This window comes from Azotobacter chroococcum, from assembly GCF_004339665.1.
GTDB classification, from domain to species: Bacteria; Pseudomonadota; Gammaproteobacteria; order Pseudomonadales; family Pseudomonadaceae; genus Azotobacter; species Azotobacter chroococcum.
The window spans coordinates 112893-128392 of sequence record NZ_SMMU01000013.1 but is presented as its reverse complement, the minus strand read 5'-3'; the positions used below and the strand labels follow the sequence as shown (position 1 = coordinate 128392).

The following is a 15500-nucleotide window of genomic DNA, read 5'->3' as shown; positions in this document are numbered from 1 at the left end:
AATTGCTTGATTCAACTTGTTAAAGAGCGTTTCGCTTGAGCCTTTCGTCTCAACCGAGGCCGCGCATTCTACAGCAGCCTTCGAACCTGTCAAGCGCTTCGATGAACTTTCCTTCACCGCCACCGCCTGCCTTGCCAACCCTCCAGAACCTGCAGCCAACCCCTTGATTTTCAAGGGTTTACGCAGCTCCTGCTGAGGAAGTGGGGCGCATTATAGGGCGTTAACTTTCGGCGTCAACAGTTTTATGAGCCCTCGTTTGCCTCGCCGCCGAGGGATACCCACAAAACCACCTCAGCCCCAAGATGCCGCTCAGGAGCAAACAAACAGAGCGGCATCACCTGAAAAATCCAAGCTTTGTGCCTAAATGCTCACGCAGAAAGCTCTACCAGCAACCTGTTCAGCCGTTGCACGTAATCAGCCGGGTCCCTCAGGACATCGCCTGCCGCCAACGCCGCTTGATCGAAGAGGATGCGCGAGAGGTCGGTGAAACGATCTTCATCGGCCTCGGAGTCCAATTTTAGTATCAGCGGATGCACGGGATTGATCTCGAAGATTGGCTTGGAGTCCGGCACCTTCTGCCCGCTGGCTTCGAGGATCTGGCGCATTTGTAGGCCAAGATCCTGTTCGCCAATAGCCAAGACCGCTGGCGAGTCGGTCAGGCGATGCGACACCCGCACCTCGACCACCTGCTCGCCCAGTACCACCTTCAGGCGCTCAATCAGCCCTTCTTTCGCCTTGGCGACTTCGTCCTGGGCCTGTCTCTCCTCTTCAGTGTCCAGCTTGCCGAGATCCAGATCACCGCGAGCAACATCGACGAACTGCTTGCCATCGAAGTCGGTGAGATATCCCATTAACCACTCGTCGATACGATCGGTCAGCAATAGCACCTCAATCCCTTTCTTGCGAAAGATTTCCAGGTGGGGACTGTTTTTTACTTGAAGGTAACTTTCGCCCGTGAGGTAGTAAATCTTGTCCTGCCCCTCACGCATCCGCTCCACGTAATCTGCCAAGGCAACACCCTGATCGCCAGACTCCTCTCTAGTAGAGGCAAAGCGCAGAAGACCCGCGACGCGCTCTCTATTGGCAAAATCCTCCGCCGGCCCCTCCTTGATCACCTGGCCGAAAGCCTTCCAAAAGCCCTTGTATTGTTCCGGCTCGCTCTTCGCCAGCTTTTCCAGCATATCCAGCACCCGCTTGGTCAGCGCTGACTTCATCGAATCGATGACGGGGTCCTTCTGCAGAATTTCACGAGACACATTCAGCGACAAGTCATTGGAGTCCACCACCCCCTTGATAAAGCGCAAGTACAGGGGCAGAAATTCGTCGGCTTGGTCCATGATGAACACGCGCTGCACATAAAGCTTCAGCCCTTTGGGCGCATCGCGGTGATAGAGATCAAAGGGAGCGTGACTCGGCACATAAAGCAGCGAGGTGTACTCCAGCTTGCCCTCAACCTTGTTGTGGCTCCAAGTCAGCGCGTCTTGGAAATCATGGGCGACATGCTTGTAGAACTCTTGATACTCGTTGTCTTGGATTTCGCTACGAGGACGGGCCCACAAAGCACTGGCCCGGTTTACGGCTTCCCAATCGGTTGCGGCCGGGCTGTCTTTCTCATCGCCAAAACTTTCTTTGGGCAGTTCGATGGGCAAAGCGATATGGTCGGAGTACTTTCTGACAATGTTGCGCAAACGCCACCCATCGGCGAACTCCTCTTCGCCGCTTTTCAGGTGCAAGACAATCTTGGTACCACGTTCGGGCTTTTCGACTGTCGCAATTTCAAACTCACCCTCGCCCCGCGACACCCAGTGCACGCCCTCACTGGCTGGTAGACCAGAGCGCCGGCTGAATACCTCGACCTTTTCAGCAACGATGAAAGCAGAATAGAAGCCCACACCAAACTGGCCAATCAGGTGAGAGTCCTTCTTCTGATCACCCGAGAGACTCCTCAGGAAATCGGCTGTCCCGGATTTGGCGATGGTTCCCAGGTGGAGGACCGCATCCTCGCGACTCATACCAATACCATTATCCTCGAGCGTGATAGTCTTGGCGCCCTTATCAAAACTGATGCGAATCTTCAGCTCCGCATTGTTCTCAAGCAGCTCAGGCTTGGACAGAGCCTCGAAACGCAATTTGTCGGCCGCATCGGAGGCATTGGAAATCAGCTCGCGGAGAAAGATTTCCTTATTGGAATAAAGCGAATGAATCATCAGATGAAGCAGTTGCTTCACCTCGGCCTGGAAGCCCAGCGTTTCTTTTTGAGTTTCCACACTCATGGTCGTCTGACTCCACACAGATGGCATATGCCGAAAGCCCAGTGATCCCCTACAAATGGGGCATCGAGACAAGATTTCAAGTAGCCAACTGGACCATGTAGGCAAAACCTCAGGGATCCAGCAACTCGATCGACTGGATGCTCTGCGGACTGAGCTTGTAGCTGGCGCTCCCTCCGCCCCCCAGACGGCGCTGAATGACGAGATAGCCATCCCCATCAATTCCCATAAATACCCCTTCAGCAGCCCCTCCTTGTACCGTGACGATACGCATGCGCAACTGCTGAAACTCAGCCGGACTAAGTTGAAGACGCTGCAAGGAGAAGCCCCGCCTTTTATCGACTGACTCCAGAGCTGGGCTCGAGTGGGGCTTGACACCAGCGGTACCTGCTGGCTCTTCGCTAGCCGCAGGCAGCGCAGGGAATCGATCCCCCTCGACCTGCCAGCCACGCAACTCATCCTTGCCCATATTCACCAGAAAATGGTGAGCCTTGTCATTGATAAAAGCCGCAACATCAATCTCCAAATGCCTGGATGGCAATGAAACACGGGAAAGGCCATACAGTTGTACTGCATCAGTTACGAAACGGCGCGCCAAGTAATCCCGGATCACATAGGCGAGAGTCTCTTCTGAGTCAAAGTGGAGATTGACTTTCCCGTCACGATAACGCAGTCGACTGGCAAACAACTCCACCCGACCAGTCAGGCTCGTTCGGAACTGCCTCGGCAAGACCAAATGAAAGCTACCAACCAACAGATTTGGCGCCTGAGGCTCAAGATCAAGATGCAGGGTATACCCTCGAACAAGGTGCTGATTTACCGGCTGGGTCAAATTGGAAGCTGACCGACTGATTTCAATCAGTGGTAACCGGCCCTGATCTTCAGGCAATATGTTGATATGCACTGGACCAGATGATGCACTGGGCAGATGAATTCTAATCTCTTGCTGCATAGAAGCGACATTGCGCTCACGTAGCGTCAGCACGCTCCCGATTAACTCGCCCTCTTGGGGAATGAAAGGGTGCCCGTTGAGCTCGCCACGCAGTTGTATCCTTAGTTCGGACGCAGGCTCTCTATTGACTTCTGAGTTAAGCCAACTTAGTTGGAGGATTGCCTCCAGGCGCTCGCTATCGTGGTTAGCCAGCATAGCGAAACCGACCACCAGAGGAATGAAGCCGAAAGCCATCAATGTCACTGGGCTGAAAGACTTTTGCCACTTGAATAGCACGAAGACCAGAGTCATCGGCGGCAGCAAGCTTCCCAGCCCCCAGAACAGACTCACGGAAAAAGCCCGCCTAATCAACCAAGTCAACCCGCCAATAATCAATAGCAAGCCTCCCAGGATTAGCAGCTCATCCATTTGACATTCCTATTCAAAAACCTGCCTCAGGCCGTCCGTTCGAGTTGGCGCCCTTACAGCGCGCACCATACCGGGCCTTGACTCTGCAATCCAGCTATGAATTCCTACTTTGTAATAACCATCGCATCCATGCACCGACTCTGAAAAGGCCAGAATATTGCCTTTTATAGTCCAGCCATCGAACTGGGGAGTAGCTAAGCGGATAAGGTAGCTACGTCGCCGTAGCCACTCCCCTAAAACTGAACCGCCCCGGGTTTCCCGGAGGTTCCAACTCTTGAGAGGATGGAGCCATGAAGATAGCGACGAAGTATTCCCCTGAAGTTCGGCAGCGGGCGGTTCGTATGGTGCTCGAACATCAGGACGAGCACGAGCCGCAGTGGGCGGAGATCAATTCCATCACGGCGAAGATCGGCTGCACGGCCGAGACGCTGCGCCGCTGGGTGAGACAGGCCGAGCGCAATACTGGACTGCGTGAGGGACAGACGACGCCAGAGCGTGAACGGATCAAGGCGCTCGAGCGGGAGGTGCGTGAGCTCCGCCAAGCCAACGAGATCCTGCGCAAGGCCTCAGCCTATTTTGCCCAGGCGGAGCTCGACCGCCGCCTCAAGCCATGAAGGCATTCATCGATGAGCACCGCGAGCTCTACAGCGTCGAGCCGATCGCAAGGTATTGCCGATCGCCCCATCGACGTACCGCCAACATGCCGCTCGGCGCACCGAGCCCAGCCGGCTATCGCTCCGTGCGCAGCATGACGGGCATCTGCGCAGGCATATCCAGCGGGTCTGGGAGGAGAACCTCCGGGACTATGGGGCACGCAAGGTCTGGCGGCAGTTGCGGCGCGAAGGCATTGCCGTGGCTCGCTGCGCGGTGGAACGACTGATGCGGCGGATGGGTCTGCAAGGCGTGGTGCGTGGCAAGCCGGTCAAGACCACGATCAGCGACAAGACCACGTCCTGTCCGTTGGATCGCGTCAACCAGCAGTTTCGGGCCGAGCGCCCGAAAGCGCTGTGGGTGTCGGACTTTACTTATGCCTCTACCTGGCAGGGCTTCGTCTACGTAGCCTTCATCATCGACGTGTTCGCCCGGCGCATCGTCGGCTGGAAGGTATCCAGCTCGGCTCGGACAGACTTCGTGCTCGATGCCCTGGAGCAAGCCCTGTACGCCCGCCGCCCCGTCAGCCAGGGCGGCCTGATCCACCATAGCGACCGAGGGGTGCAGTATGTATCGATCCGCTATACCGAGGCCTGGCCGAGGCTGGTATCAAGCCGTCCGTAGGTAGCGTGGGCGACTCTTATGACAATGCCCTGACCGAGACCATCAACGGACTCTACAAGGCCGAGGTAATCCATCGCCAGTCCTGGAAGAACCGGGAAGTGCTGGAACTGGCCACGCTGGCCTGGGTGGATTGGTTCAACCACCGGCGGCGGCTGGAGCCGATCGGCAACGTACCTCCGGCCGAGGCCGAAGCGGCTTATTATCGACAACTCGACGAGTCCGCCAGGGTGGCGTGACTCACACCAACGAGCCTCCGGAATTCCCGGGGCGGTTCACCTCTGATCGGAATCGGTTTCAGGCGTCGATGGAGTGGGAGTCGGGGTGGGCACCGGGGTGCTCTGGCTGGGTTCTAATGGCCTATCCTCGGTAGCCGGGCTCGGTGGTGGGCTGGCGGGAGTGGCTGGTGCTGTTACCTTGTCGTCCTTCGAGGAGTCACAGGCTGCTAGGCCCATGGTAGCTGCCAGTAGAATGGCGTAAGCAAAGGATTTGTGCATGGCGATCTCCTTGATGAGCGATTCACGCTAATCCGTTCGAGCACTCCGGCTCGATGAAGTTCAATGTACGAGTATGTGCGGCGGGCAGCGGCAATGGGTTCATGGCCTGCGAGCCGCTGTGACCGAACGCAGGACCCGCGCGGACTGGGCGCATTTCGGCCGGGCTATCGCCGGCGCCTACCCCGATGCCGAGCGCATCACCCTGGTCATGGACAACCTCAACACCCACAGTGCAGCCTCGCTGTACGATCCGGCCGGCCTCGCGATCCAATATTTGTTCGCCAGGGAAAAGCGACTCGATTTATGGGAGAGGCTAACTACAATCACTGAACGTGGAATCAACAGCCCTGCCTGGCATGGAGAAAGCCGTCCCACTGCCACGTGTGATGATCGCTTGTGCTCATGGATAGGCATTTCTGTATGGATACGCTGAATAATGTTTCAGACTTTTACCTATTGGTCCGCGTCATCGAAGCCGGTGGCTTCACGGCAGCTGCAGCGGAAACCGGTATTCCGCGCTCACGTCTGAGCCGGCGCATCATCGAACTTGAACAGCGATTGGGGGTACGCCTGCTGAACCGCAGTACGCGCAGCTTCGCCATGACCAGTACTGGCGAGCAGGTGTACCGGCATGCATTGGGCATACTGGCCGCCACCGAAGCCGCCGAGGGAGCCGCGCGGGAAGTGCAAGGCGGCCCGTCCGGACTGATTCGCCTGGCTGTTCCCAGCCTGCTGCAGGAAGTGCTGGGAGAACTTCTGCTCAGCTTTTCGAGCAGCCAGCCGAAGGTAAGGCTCGCCTTGGGACTGCACAACAACCACACCGAACTGTCGCTGCAACGCCACGACCTGCTGCTCTACCTGGAAGGACAACCACCGGACAGCGCCGATATCGTTGCGCACCCCATTGGTCAGGTCCACTTCGTCACCGTTGCCAGTCCGGAACTCTGCAAACGCCTGGGCCACCTTCGGCATCCCGACGAACTGGACGACCGGAACTGCCTTGGGTTTGGTCCTCCACAGGCCATCCGCCCCTGGCTGCTGCGCAACGCCGCGCCACGGCTGCTGCGCCAGGCCTGTTTCAGCAGCGACAACCTGCCTCTGCTCCTCGACGCGGCGCGCCAAGGTCTCGGCCTGGCCCATCTGCCGTTCTATGCCTGTGCCGGAGACCTGGCCAGTGGCCGTCTGGTCAGGCTGTTCGAAGCCCATGAGCCGCCGGCCCTCCCCCTGCTGGCGCTCACGCCACCGCATCGAGCCATGACGCCTGCCATTCGTGCCCTGATCCAATTCATCAGATCGAACCTGGAAGAGCTCCAGGAGCGAGGAATCCTTCTGGCAAGCTAATCCACGGGGCTCAGCCAGCCGCCTCAGACTAGCTGAGCCCCTTGCAGAACCTCTGGAAAACGAGTCTCCCCCAACAACCTGCAAGCCCTCTACTTTCTCACCCTCAGCCTTCCCTCTCCGCCTCGCGCTGCTGCAGCTGCCACATCTGCGCATAGCGGCCATCCCGCGCCAGCAGATCCCCGTGACTGCCACGCTCGGCGACCCGCCCGCCATCCATCACCAGAATCTGGTCGGCGTTCATCACCGTGGACAGGCGATGGGCGATGACGAGGGTGGTGCGGCCGAGCTGGATACGCTCGAGTTCGGCCTGAATGGCCCGCTCGGACTGGGAGTCCAGCGCCGAGGTGGCTTCGTCGAAGATCAGGATGCTCGGGTTCTTCAGGATCGCCCGGGCGATGGCCACGCGCTGCTTCTCGCCTCCGGAGAGCTTCAGGCCGCGCTCGCCTACCTGGGTGTCGTAGCCATCCGGCAGGCTCTGGATGAACTTGTGGATGTGCGCGGCACGGGCAGCGGCCTCCACCTCCTCGCGGCTGGCTTCCGGGCGGCCGTAGCGGATGTTGTAGAAGATGCTGTCGTTGAACAGCACGGTGTCCTGGGGAACGATGGCGATGGCCCCCCGCAGCGAGGCCTGGGTCAACTGGCGGATATCCTGACCGTCGATGAGGATGCGCCCGCCGTCGACGTCATAGAAGCGGTAGAGCAGCCGGGCCAGGGTCGACTTGCCCGAGCCCGAGTGCCCGACCACCGCCACGGTACCGCCCGCCGGGATCTCGAAGTCCACGTCGTGAAGGATCTGCCGGCGCGGATCGTAGCCGAAGCGCACCGCCTCGAAGCGCACACTCGGCCGGCTGGCGACCAGCGGCCTGGCATCCGGCGCGTCCTGCACGTCCTGGCGCTCGTCGAGCAGGCCGAACAGACGCTCCATGTTGGTCAGCGCCTGCTTCACCTCGCGGTACATCATGCCGAGCAGGAACAGCGGCGCGGAAAGCTGCAGCAGGTAGGCGTTGACCAGCACCAGGTCGCCGACCGTCATGCTGCCGTCCACCACCCCAGCGGCGGCCAGCCACATCATCGCGGTGACACCGACGGCCACCAGCGTGGTCTGGCCGAGGTTGAGCACGGCCAGGCTGGTGGTCGCCTTGACCTTGGCGTTCTCCAGATGGCGCAGGTTCTCGTCGTAGCGTGCCGCCTCGTGCGCCTCGTTGTTGAAGTACTTGACCGTCTCGTAGTTGAGCAGCGAGTCGACCGCCCGCTCGTTGGCGCGGGTATCGGCCTCCACCGAGGCGCGGTAGTAGCGGGTGCGCCACTCGGTGATGGCAAAGGTCCAGCCCCCGTAGGCCAGCAGGGTAGCCAGGGTGATGGCCGCGAAGCGCCAGTCGTAGGCCCAGACCAGCACCGCGGTGACCAGCAGCACCTCCAGCAGGATCGGCACGATCGAGTAGAGCGTCCAGTCGAGCAGCTCGGCGATGGCGCTGCCGCCGCGCTCCACATCGCGGGCCACGCCGCCGGTGCGCCGGCCCAGATGGAATTTCAGGCTGAGCCCGTGTAGGTGGCGGAACACCTTGAGGGTCACCTGCCGTGAGGTCCGCGCCATGACCCGGGCAAACACTACCTGGCGCAGCTCGGTGAACAGGCTGACGCCGATCCGCGAAGCGCCGTAGGCCAGCAGCAGGCCGACCGGCAACAGCAGCAGGCTGGGCTCGACGTTGAGAGTGTCGACGATCTGCTTGAGGACGATCGGAACCAGCAGGTTGATCAGCTTGGCGACGAACACCAGGCCCAGCGCCAACAGGATGCGCCACAGATAGGGGCGCAGGTAGGGCAGCAGATCGGCGATCACCGCGAACTCGCCGCGCGCTTCACGGGCGCGCCGCAGCGGGGCGACCTCGGAGGCCGGATGGTCTTGGCTCATGGGGAACTCTCTTGACGGCTGGGCCGGCTGACACAAAAACCTGATTTCGAGCCGCTCATGCTGGCTTGTACGACAGACCGCCGCAACATTTTGCAACGAGCACTGCAGCCGGTCGGCAGAGGGGAACCCCAGCCCACACCCTGACGGTCTACCGCATGCCGGCCTTGGCATACCGGCCGGATCAGGGCAGCAGCAGGCGTGATGTCCAGCCTGGAACCGACCTCTTCGCCAGTCCCTTCGCCCCAGGAGCAGCCACCGATGCCTGACCCGGCCTCCGCGCAAAGCGCCCTCTCCTCATCCGTTTCCCTCATGGAGCGCTTCCAGCGCATCCGCGCCGCCAGCGAGTCGATCTGCGCGCCGCTGCAGATCGAGGACTACGTCATCCAGAGCATGCCCGACGTGAGCCCGCCGAAATGGCACCTGGCCCACGTCAGTTGGTTCTTCGAAGCCTTCGTGCTGCTGCCCTTCCTGCACGGCTACCGGGTGTTGGACGAGGCCTACGACCACCTCTTCAACTCCTATTACGAGACCCACGGCCAGCCCTTTCCCCGCGCCAGTCGCGGGCTGCTCTCGCGCCCCGGGGTGGCCGAGGTCTATCGCTATCGCCAGCATATCGATGCGGCCATGGGCGAGCTGCTCGCCCGGCCGCCGGTGGAGCATGCCGCGGAAATCGCCCGTCGCGTCGAACTGGGTCTGCAGCACGAGCAGCAGCACCAGGAACTGCTGCTCATGGACATCCTTCACATCCTCGCGCAGAACCCGCTGCGACCGGCCTATCGCAGCGACCTGCGCCCGGGCTCCGGGCAACTGCCGGACGAGCCGCACTGGCGAGACTATCCCGGCGGGCTGCAGCAGATCGGCCACGGCGGCGAGGGCTTCGCCTTCGACTGCGAGACGCCGCGGCACCGCCAGTTCCTCGAGGGCTTCCGCCTGGCCAGCCGGCCGGTGAGCTGTGCCGACTATCTCGCCTTCATCAGTGATGGCGGCTATGCCCGTCCGGAACTCTGGCTGGCCGATGGCTGGAGCCTGGTCCAGCAGGCCGGCTGGCGCGCGCCGCTGTACTGGCAGCGCACAGACGGCCGCTGGCTGGAAATGACCCTGGGCGGCCTGCATCCACTCGACCTGCAGGCGCCGGTCTGCCACATCAGCTTCTACGAGGCCGACGCCTATGCCCGCTGGGCCGGCGCCCGCCTGCCCAGCGAGGCGGAATGGGAAATAGCCGCCAGCGACCTGCCGATCACCGGCAACTTCCTCGAAAACGACCATCTGCACCCGGTTGCCGCCCCGCAGGCCGCCGCCATGTCTCAGTTGTACGGCGACGTCTGGGAGTGGACCGCCAGCGCCTACCGCCCCTACCCGGGCTTCCGGCCGTTGCCGGGAAGCCTCGGCGAATACAACGGCAAGTTCATGTGCGGGCAGATGGTCCTGCGTGGCGGCTGCTGCGTCACCCCGCAAGCGCATATCCGCGCCACCTACCGCAACTTCTTCTATCCAGCCATGCGCTGGCAATTCGCCGGGCTGCGCCTGGCCAAGGAGGCTTGAGCGTGCCCCTTTCCGTCCATTTTCATGATCAGCGCCCGCAGGCTGCCGGTCGCTCCCTGCGCGAGGAAGTACTCGCCGGCTTCGCCGAACGACCCAAGACGACGCCACCGAAGCTTTTCTACGATCGCCGCGGCTCCGAACTGTTCGAACAGATCTGCCGGCAGCCCGAGTACTACCCGACGCGTACCGAGGAACTGATCCTCGCCCACGCCGCCCACGACATCGCCGAGATCGCCGGTCAGGACGCCAGTCTGGTGGAGCTGGGCAGCGGCGCGAGCCGCAAGGTGCGCCTGCTGCTGGAAGCCATGCACCCCGCCAGCTACCTGGGTATCGACATTTCAGAGGACTTCCTGCGCACCAGCACCCAGCGCCTGGCGGCCGACTATCCCTGGCTGGAGGTGCATGCCGCCTGCGCCGACTTCTCCCGGCCGATGAGCCTGCCGGACGGCTTCGGCGGCGAACACCCGCTGGCCTTCTTTCCCGGCTCCAGCATCGGCAACTTCGATCCCGAGGAAGCCCAGGCCTTTCTCGCCAACCTCCACGAGCTGCTGCCGGAGGGAGGCGGCCTGCTGATCGGCGTCGATCTGCTGAAGGACCGGGAAGTACTGGAGGCGGCCTACAACGACCGGGCCGGGGTCACCGCAGCCTTCAACCTGAACCTGCTGGAGCGCATCCGCCGCGAGCTGGACAGCGACATCGAGCCGGGCACCTTCGTCCACCGCGCCTTCTTCAACCAGGCCGACTCGCGGATCGAGATGCATCTGGTCAGTGACCGTGCGCAGGACGTGGAGATCGAGGGCGAGCGCTTCCACTTCACCGCCGGTGAAAGCCTGCACACCGAGAACTCCTACAAGTACAGCGCCGAGAGCTTCCGTGCCCTGGCCGGCCGCGCCGGCTTTTGCGCCCTGGCCCTGTGGACCGACCCGCAGGCGCTGTTCAGCGTGCATTACCTGCAGCGGGCGTGAGGCGAACTCACTCCGCCGGCGGCGTGCGGCGCTTGAGCGGCGCCAGGCCGTCCTGGCTGACCAGGGACGGGCCCGCGGGCTTGCGCCGCGGGGCGGCCTTGGTGGCTGGCTTCTTGCCACCCTTCTTGTCGTCGGTCTTTTTCTTCTTGGTGCCGGCGGCCTTGCCGGAGGCCTTGAGGTTCTTCGGGCCCTGGTAGCTGCCCTTGAGCTCCTTGATGACGCGCCGCTCGAAATGCTGCTTGAGGTAGCGCTCGATGCTCGACATCAGGTTCCAGTCGTTGTGGCAGATCAGCGAGACCGCCAGGCCCTCGGCGCCGGCCCGGCCGGTGCGGCCGACGCGGTGCAGGTACTCGTCGCCGGAGCGCGGCATGTCGAAGTTGATCACCAGATCCAGGCCCTCCACGTCCAGCCCGCGTGCCGCCACGTCGGTAGCCACCAGCACCTTGGTGCCGCCCTGCTTGAGCCGCTCGATGGCCAGCTTGCGCTCCTTCTGGTCCTTCTCGCCGTGCAGGACGAACGCCTTCTGGCCGGCGGCGACCAGATGCCCGTAGAGCCGGTCGGCCTGGACGCGGGTGTTGGTGAAGACGATCGCCTTGCAGTAGCTCTCGTGCTCCAGCAGCCAGTGCACCAGCTGCTCCTTGTGCGCCGGATCGTCCGCCGTGACGATCTGCTGACGGATGGTTTCGGAGAGATCGCTGACCGCATTGAGCATCAGGTGCTGCGGATCGCGCAGCACCTTGGCGACCATCTCGCGCAGCCCGGAACCGCCGGTGGTGGCGGAGAACAGCAGGGTCTGCCGGCGGTTGGCGCACTCCTCGACCAGGCGCTGCACGTCCTCGGCGAAGCCCATGTCGAGCATGCGGTCGGCCTCGTCGAGCACCAGCACTTCCACTTCCTTGAGATCGAGATGACCGGCGTTCAGATGCTCGATCAACCGCCCCGGCGTGGCGATCAGGATGTCCGGCACCTTGCGCAGCAGCGCCGCCTGAACCTTGAAGTCCTCGCCGCCGGTGACCAGCCCGGACTTGATGAAGGTGAACTGCGAGAAGCGCTCGACCTCCTTGAGGGTCTGCTGCGCCAGCTCGCGGGTCGGCAGCAGGATCAGCGCGCGGATGGTCACCCGCGGCCGGGCATCGCCGATCAGGCCGTTCAGCAGGGGCAGCACGAAGGCCGCGGTCTTGCCGCTGCCGGTCTGGGCGATCACCCGCAGGTCGCGCCCCTCCAGGGCCGGCGGAATCGCCGCCACCTGCACCGGCGTGGGCTCGACGAAATTCAGTTCGGCCAGCGCCTTGAGCAGGCGTTCGTGCAGGGCGAATTGGGAAAACACGGGGCTACCTCGATCGGACGGATGAAACGGCTGCATAGCCTAGCGTGACTCGCGGCGGAACACCCGTCCGGAGTGCGAAATGTTGCGCAGCTTCGGATGGCCAGCTTGACGGCGCAGCGGCGCCCTGGCTGCAATGGCTGGCACTGCGCCCCTTGGCGCCCACGAGAGCAACACGACATGCGCAAGACTTCCCGCCTGCTGGCGGTCGCCGCCAGCCTGACCTTCGCCGCCGCCGCCCACAGCGCCCCTCCCGCGGACAAGGGACACCATCAAGGCAATCATCATCACGGCGACAGCGACCTGTCGGTCAGGGTGCAAGCCCCCACCATCGACATCGGCCAGGTACGCATCGTGCTCGGCGAGAACCGCCGGCTGATCGGCGATGCCCAGCCGCTGCCGCCCGGTATTCGCAAGCAACTGGCCCGCGGCAAGCCGCTGCCGCCCGGCATCGCCAGGAACTTCGACAGCCGCCTGACCAGCCAGCTGCCCCGCTACGACGGCTACGAGTGGCGCCAGGCGGGCACCGACGTGGTGCTGGTGACCCTCGCCACCGGACTGATCTACGAAGTCCTCCACGACGTGCTCCACTGAGCCGCCACCCGCCGGCCCGGCGGGGAGTCAGGCCACCCCGGCCAGCTTCTCCTTGGCCCGGGCCAGGCCCTTCTGCAGAAAATCGCCGCCCATGTTCAGCCCTTCGGCGTGGATGAAGCTGACGTCGTGGATGCCGATGAACCCCAGCGCCTGGCGCAGGTAGGGCTCCTGGTGATCCAGGGGACTGCCCGAATAGATGCCGCCGCGGGCGGTCAGCACGAAGGCGCGCTTGCCGGTCAGCAGACCCTGCGGCCCGTTTTCGGTGTACTTGAAGGTCACCCCGGCGCGCAGCACGTGGTCGAGCCAGGCCTTCAGGGTGCTGGGAATGGCGAAGTTGTACATGGGCGCGGCGAGCACCAGCACATCGGCGCCGAGCAGTTCCCCGGTCAGTTGCTCGGAACGCGCCAGCGCCGCCTGCTCCGCCTCGCTCTGCTGCCCGGCGGGCTTGGTCCAGCCGCCCAGCAGCTCGATGTCCAGATGCGGCACCGGCTCGTTCGCCAGATCGCGCACGACGATCTCGTCGTCCGGGTGCGCCGCCCTCCAGTTGGCGAGGAACTCGGCGGTGAGCTGGCGGGAAACCGAACCTTCCTTGCGGGCGCTGCTTTCGATGACCAGAACACGGGACATGGGATTCTCCTTGGGTTGTGCGGGTCGATGGAGACAGGGTAGAAAGGAACAGACCGATAAAAAAGCGCAAAAACCCGCTCTGAATCATCGATAAAATCGATACCTACTCCAGACACGACAGCCCCCCTGTAGGAGCCAGCTTGCTGGCGATCAACCATGTATCGCCAGCAAGCTGGCTCCTACGGGATGACAAGGCAGAGGAAATCCCCATGAAAGCCCCCCGCGTCACCCTGGACCAATGGCGCACCCTGCAGGCGGTGGTCGATCACGGCGGCTTCGCCCAGGCCGCCGAGGTGCTGCACCGTTCGCAGTCCTCGGTCAGCTACACGGTCGCGCGCATGCAGGAGCAGCTCGGCGTGCCGCTTCTGCGCATCGAGGGGCGCAAGGCGGTGCTGACCGAGGCCGGCGCCGTTCTGCTGCGCCGCTCGCGGCAGCTGGTCAAGCAGGCCAGCCAGCTGGAAGACCTCGCCCATCACATGGAACAAGGCTGGGAGGCCGAAGTGCGTCTGGTAGTCGACGCCGCCTACCCGACCCTGCGCCTGGTCCGCGCGCTGACCGCCTTCATGCCGCAGAGCCGCGGCTGCCGTGTGCGCCTGCGCGAGGAAGTGCTCTCCGGCGTCGAGGAAGTACTGCTGGAAGGCGCTGCCGACCTGGCGATCTCCAGCCTGAGCATTCCCGGCTACCTGGGCAGCGCGCTGAGCGAGGTGGAATTCGTCGCCGTCGCCCATCCCGACCATCCGCTGCATCGCCTGCAGCGCACCCTGGTTGCAGCCGACCTGGAAAGCCAGATGCAGGTGGTGATCCGCGACACCGGCCGCCAGCAGCCGCGCGATGTCGGCTGGCTCGGCGCCGAGCAGCGCTGGACTGTGGGCAGCCTGGCCACCGCGGCGACCTTCGTCGGCAACGGCCTGGGCTTCGCCTGGCTGCCCTGCCACCTGATCGGCCGCGAACTCGCCGAAGGCCTGCTCAAGCCCCTGCCGCTGGAAGAAGGGAGCACCCACCGGCCGCGCTTCCAGCTCTACGCCGACAAGGACAAGCCCCTCGGCCCGGCCACGCAGATTCTTGTGGAGCTGATCAAGACTTTCGACAGCGCGCCGCTGGATGCGCCCTTCGCCGCGCCCCTGCCCGGCGCCTGAAGCTATCATCCCAGGAGCCGGGAACGCTCCGTCGGCGCACCGGTCTAGCAAGCCACCCTTTGTAGAACCACAAGGAAAGCTCCACATGCTGAAAAAACTCGCCCTTGCCGCCGGTACCCTGCTGTTCGCCGCCAACCTGCTGGCCGCAGAAAAGCCCCACGTCCTGCTGGATACCAGCCTCGGCGAAATCGAAATCGAACTGGAAGCCGAGAAGGCGCCGATCAGCGTGAAGAACTTCCTCGCCTATGTGGATTCGGGGTTCTACAACGGCACCGTCTTCCACCGGGTCATCCCCGGCTTCATGATCCAGGGCGGCGGCTTCGACGCCGACATGAAGCAGAAGCCCACCCAGCCGCCGATCAAGAACGAGGCCGACAACGGCCTGCACAACGTGCGCGGCACCCTGGCCATGGCGCGCACCCAGGCGGTGAACTCGGCGAACAGCCAGTTCTTCATCAACCACAAGGACAACGCCTTCCTCGACCACGGCGCGCGCGACTTCGGCTATGCGGTGTTCGGCAAGGTGGTGCGCGGCATGGAGGTGGTCGACCAGATCGCCCAGGTGCCGACCGGCTCGCGGGGCATGCAGCAGAACGTGCCGCGCGAGCCGGTGCTGATCAAGTCGGCGAAGAAGCTCTGACCTTTCGCGACACCCGCCGA

Annotated in this window: 11 protein-coding genes, 2 pseudogenes and 1 other annotated feature; of the genes and pseudogenes, 8 read left to right on the top strand and 5 right to left on the bottom strand. The window is 63.0% G+C overall.

Annotated features, from left to right (window positions below):
• Positions 1–368: 368 nt before the first annotated feature.
• A complete protein-coding gene (htpG, locus tag EV691_RS13185) occupies positions 369–2273 on the bottom strand; it encodes a molecular chaperone HtpG (RefSeq protein WP_131297370.1) in 1905 nt (634 codons plus the stop codon).
• A gap of 109 nt (positions 2274–2382) precedes the next feature.
• The gene (locus EV691_RS13180; protein ID WP_131297369.1) at positions 2383–3630 is read right to left on the bottom strand and encodes an MFS transporter; all 1248 of its coding nucleotides are present in this window, start codon (positions 3628–3630) and stop codon (positions 2383–2385) included.
• A gap of 290 nt (positions 3631–3920) precedes the next feature.
• Between EV691_RS13180 and EV691_RS13175 the strand changes: the two are divergent.
• From EV691_RS13175 to EV691_RS13165, 3 genes and pseudogenes are all read left to right on the top strand, one after another.
• A pseudogene (locus EV691_RS13175) lies at positions 3921–5141 on the top strand (IS3 family transposase).
• Positions 4199–4314: a sequence feature (AL1L pseudoknot), on the top strand. Its footprint overlaps the pseudogene before it by 116 nt.
• Positions 5142–5502: 361 nt before the next feature.
• Positions 5503–5712 (top strand): annotated as a pseudogene (locus EV691_RS24270) (hypothetical protein); the annotation flags it as partial.
• A gap of 107 nt (positions 5713–5819) precedes the next feature.
• A complete protein-coding gene (locus EV691_RS13165) occupies positions 5820–6740 on the top strand; it encodes a LysR substrate-binding domain-containing protein (RefSeq protein WP_131254314.1) in 921 nt (306 codons plus the stop codon).
• A gap of 103 nt (positions 6741–6843) precedes the next feature.
• Here the strand turns inward: EV691_RS13165 and EV691_RS13160 are convergent, their stop codons facing one another.
• Positions 6844–8652 (bottom strand): ABCB family ABC transporter ATP-binding protein/permease, encoded by a 1809-nt coding sequence (locus EV691_RS13160; RefSeq protein ID WP_131297368.1) that lies wholly within the window; start codon positions 8650–8652, stop codon positions 6844–6846.
• A 309-nt stretch (positions 8653–8961) separates the two neighbouring features.
• Between EV691_RS13160 and egtB the strand changes: the two genes are divergently transcribed.
• Positions 8962–10194 carry an ergothioneine biosynthesis protein EgtB gene (gene egtB, locus EV691_RS13155; protein WP_377802416.1) on the top strand — a complete coding sequence of 411 codons (1233 nt, stop codon included), beginning with the start codon at positions 8962–8964 and terminating at the stop codon, positions 10192–10194.
• Between the two features lie 2 nt (positions 10195–10196).
• Entirely contained in the window at positions 10197–11159 is a 963-nt protein-coding gene (gene egtD / locus EV691_RS13150) for an L-histidine N(alpha)-methyltransferase (protein ID WP_131297366.1), read from the top strand.
• 7 nt (positions 11160–11166) lie between these two features.
• Here egtD and EV691_RS13145 read toward each other — a convergent pair whose 3' ends face one another.
• Entirely contained in the window at positions 11167–12486 is a 1320-nt protein-coding gene (locus EV691_RS13145) for a DEAD/DEAH box helicase (RefSeq protein ID WP_131297365.1), read from the bottom strand.
• A gap of 177 nt (positions 12487–12663) precedes the next feature.
• On the opposite strand from EV691_RS13145, the gene EV691_RS13140 reads away from it, so the two are divergent.
• Positions 12664–13077 (top strand): anti-virulence regulator CigR family protein, encoded by a 414-nt coding sequence (locus EV691_RS13140; protein WP_131297364.1) that lies wholly within the window; start codon positions 12664–12666, stop codon positions 13075–13077.
• 27 nt (positions 13078–13104) lie between these two features.
• On the opposite strand, the gene EV691_RS13135 is transcribed toward EV691_RS13140, so the two are convergent.
• Positions 13105–13704, bottom strand: a complete 600-nt coding sequence (locus EV691_RS13135; protein ID WP_131297363.1) for an FMN-dependent NADH-azoreductase — start codon at positions 13702–13704, stop codon at positions 13105–13107.
• Positions 13705–13913: 209 nt separating this feature from the next.
• Between EV691_RS13135 and EV691_RS13130 the strand changes: the two genes are divergently transcribed.
• Together EV691_RS13130 and EV691_RS13125 are read left to right on the top strand one after the other, a co-directional pair.
• Positions 13914–14840 carry a PA3225 family LysR-type transcriptional regulator gene (locus EV691_RS13130; RefSeq protein ID WP_089168616.1) on the top strand — a complete coding sequence of 309 codons (927 nt, stop codon included), beginning with the start codon at positions 13914–13916 and terminating at the stop codon, positions 14838–14840.
• A gap of 85 nt (positions 14841–14925) precedes the next feature.
• Positions 14926–15480: a peptidylprolyl isomerase gene (locus EV691_RS13125; RefSeq protein ID WP_039803233.1), complete on the top strand. Its 555-nt coding sequence runs from the start codon at positions 14926–14928 to the stop codon at positions 15478–15480.
• Positions 15481–15500: the final 20 nt, after the last annotated feature.

Coding starts and splice junctions, on each gene's coding strand:
- egtB (WP_377802416.1), top strand. CDS start 8,962: ATGGAGCGCTTCCAGCGCATCCGCGCCGCCAGCGAGTCGATCTGCGCG.
- htpG (WP_131297370.1), bottom strand. CDS start 2,273: ATGAGTGTGGAAACTCAAAAAGAAACGCTGGGCTTCCAGGCCGAGGTG.
- EV691_RS13165 (WP_131254314.1), top strand. CDS start 5,820: ATGGATACGCTGAATAATGTTTCAGACTTTTACCTATTGGTCCGCGTC.
- EV691_RS13160 (WP_131297368.1), bottom strand. CDS start 8,652: ATGAGCCAAGACCATCCGGCCTCCGAGGTCGCCCCGCTGCGGCGCGCC.
- EV691_RS13135 (WP_131297363.1), bottom strand. CDS start 13,704: ATGTCCCGTGTTCTGGTCATCGAAAGCAGCGCCCGCAAGGAAGGTTCG.
- EV691_RS13180 (WP_131297369.1), bottom strand. CDS start 3,630: ATGGATGAGCTGCTAATCCTGGGAGGCTTGCTATTGATTATTGGCGGG.
- EV691_RS13125 (WP_039803233.1), top strand. CDS start 14,926: ATGCTGAAAAAACTCGCCCTTGCCGCCGGTACCCTGCTGTTCGCCGCC.
- EV691_RS13140 (WP_131297364.1), top strand. CDS start 12,664: ATGCGCAAGACTTCCCGCCTGCTGGCGGTCGCCGCCAGCCTGACCTTC.
- EV691_RS13130 (WP_089168616.1), top strand. CDS start 13,914: ATGAAAGCCCCCCGCGTCACCCTGGACCAATGGCGCACCCTGCAGGCG.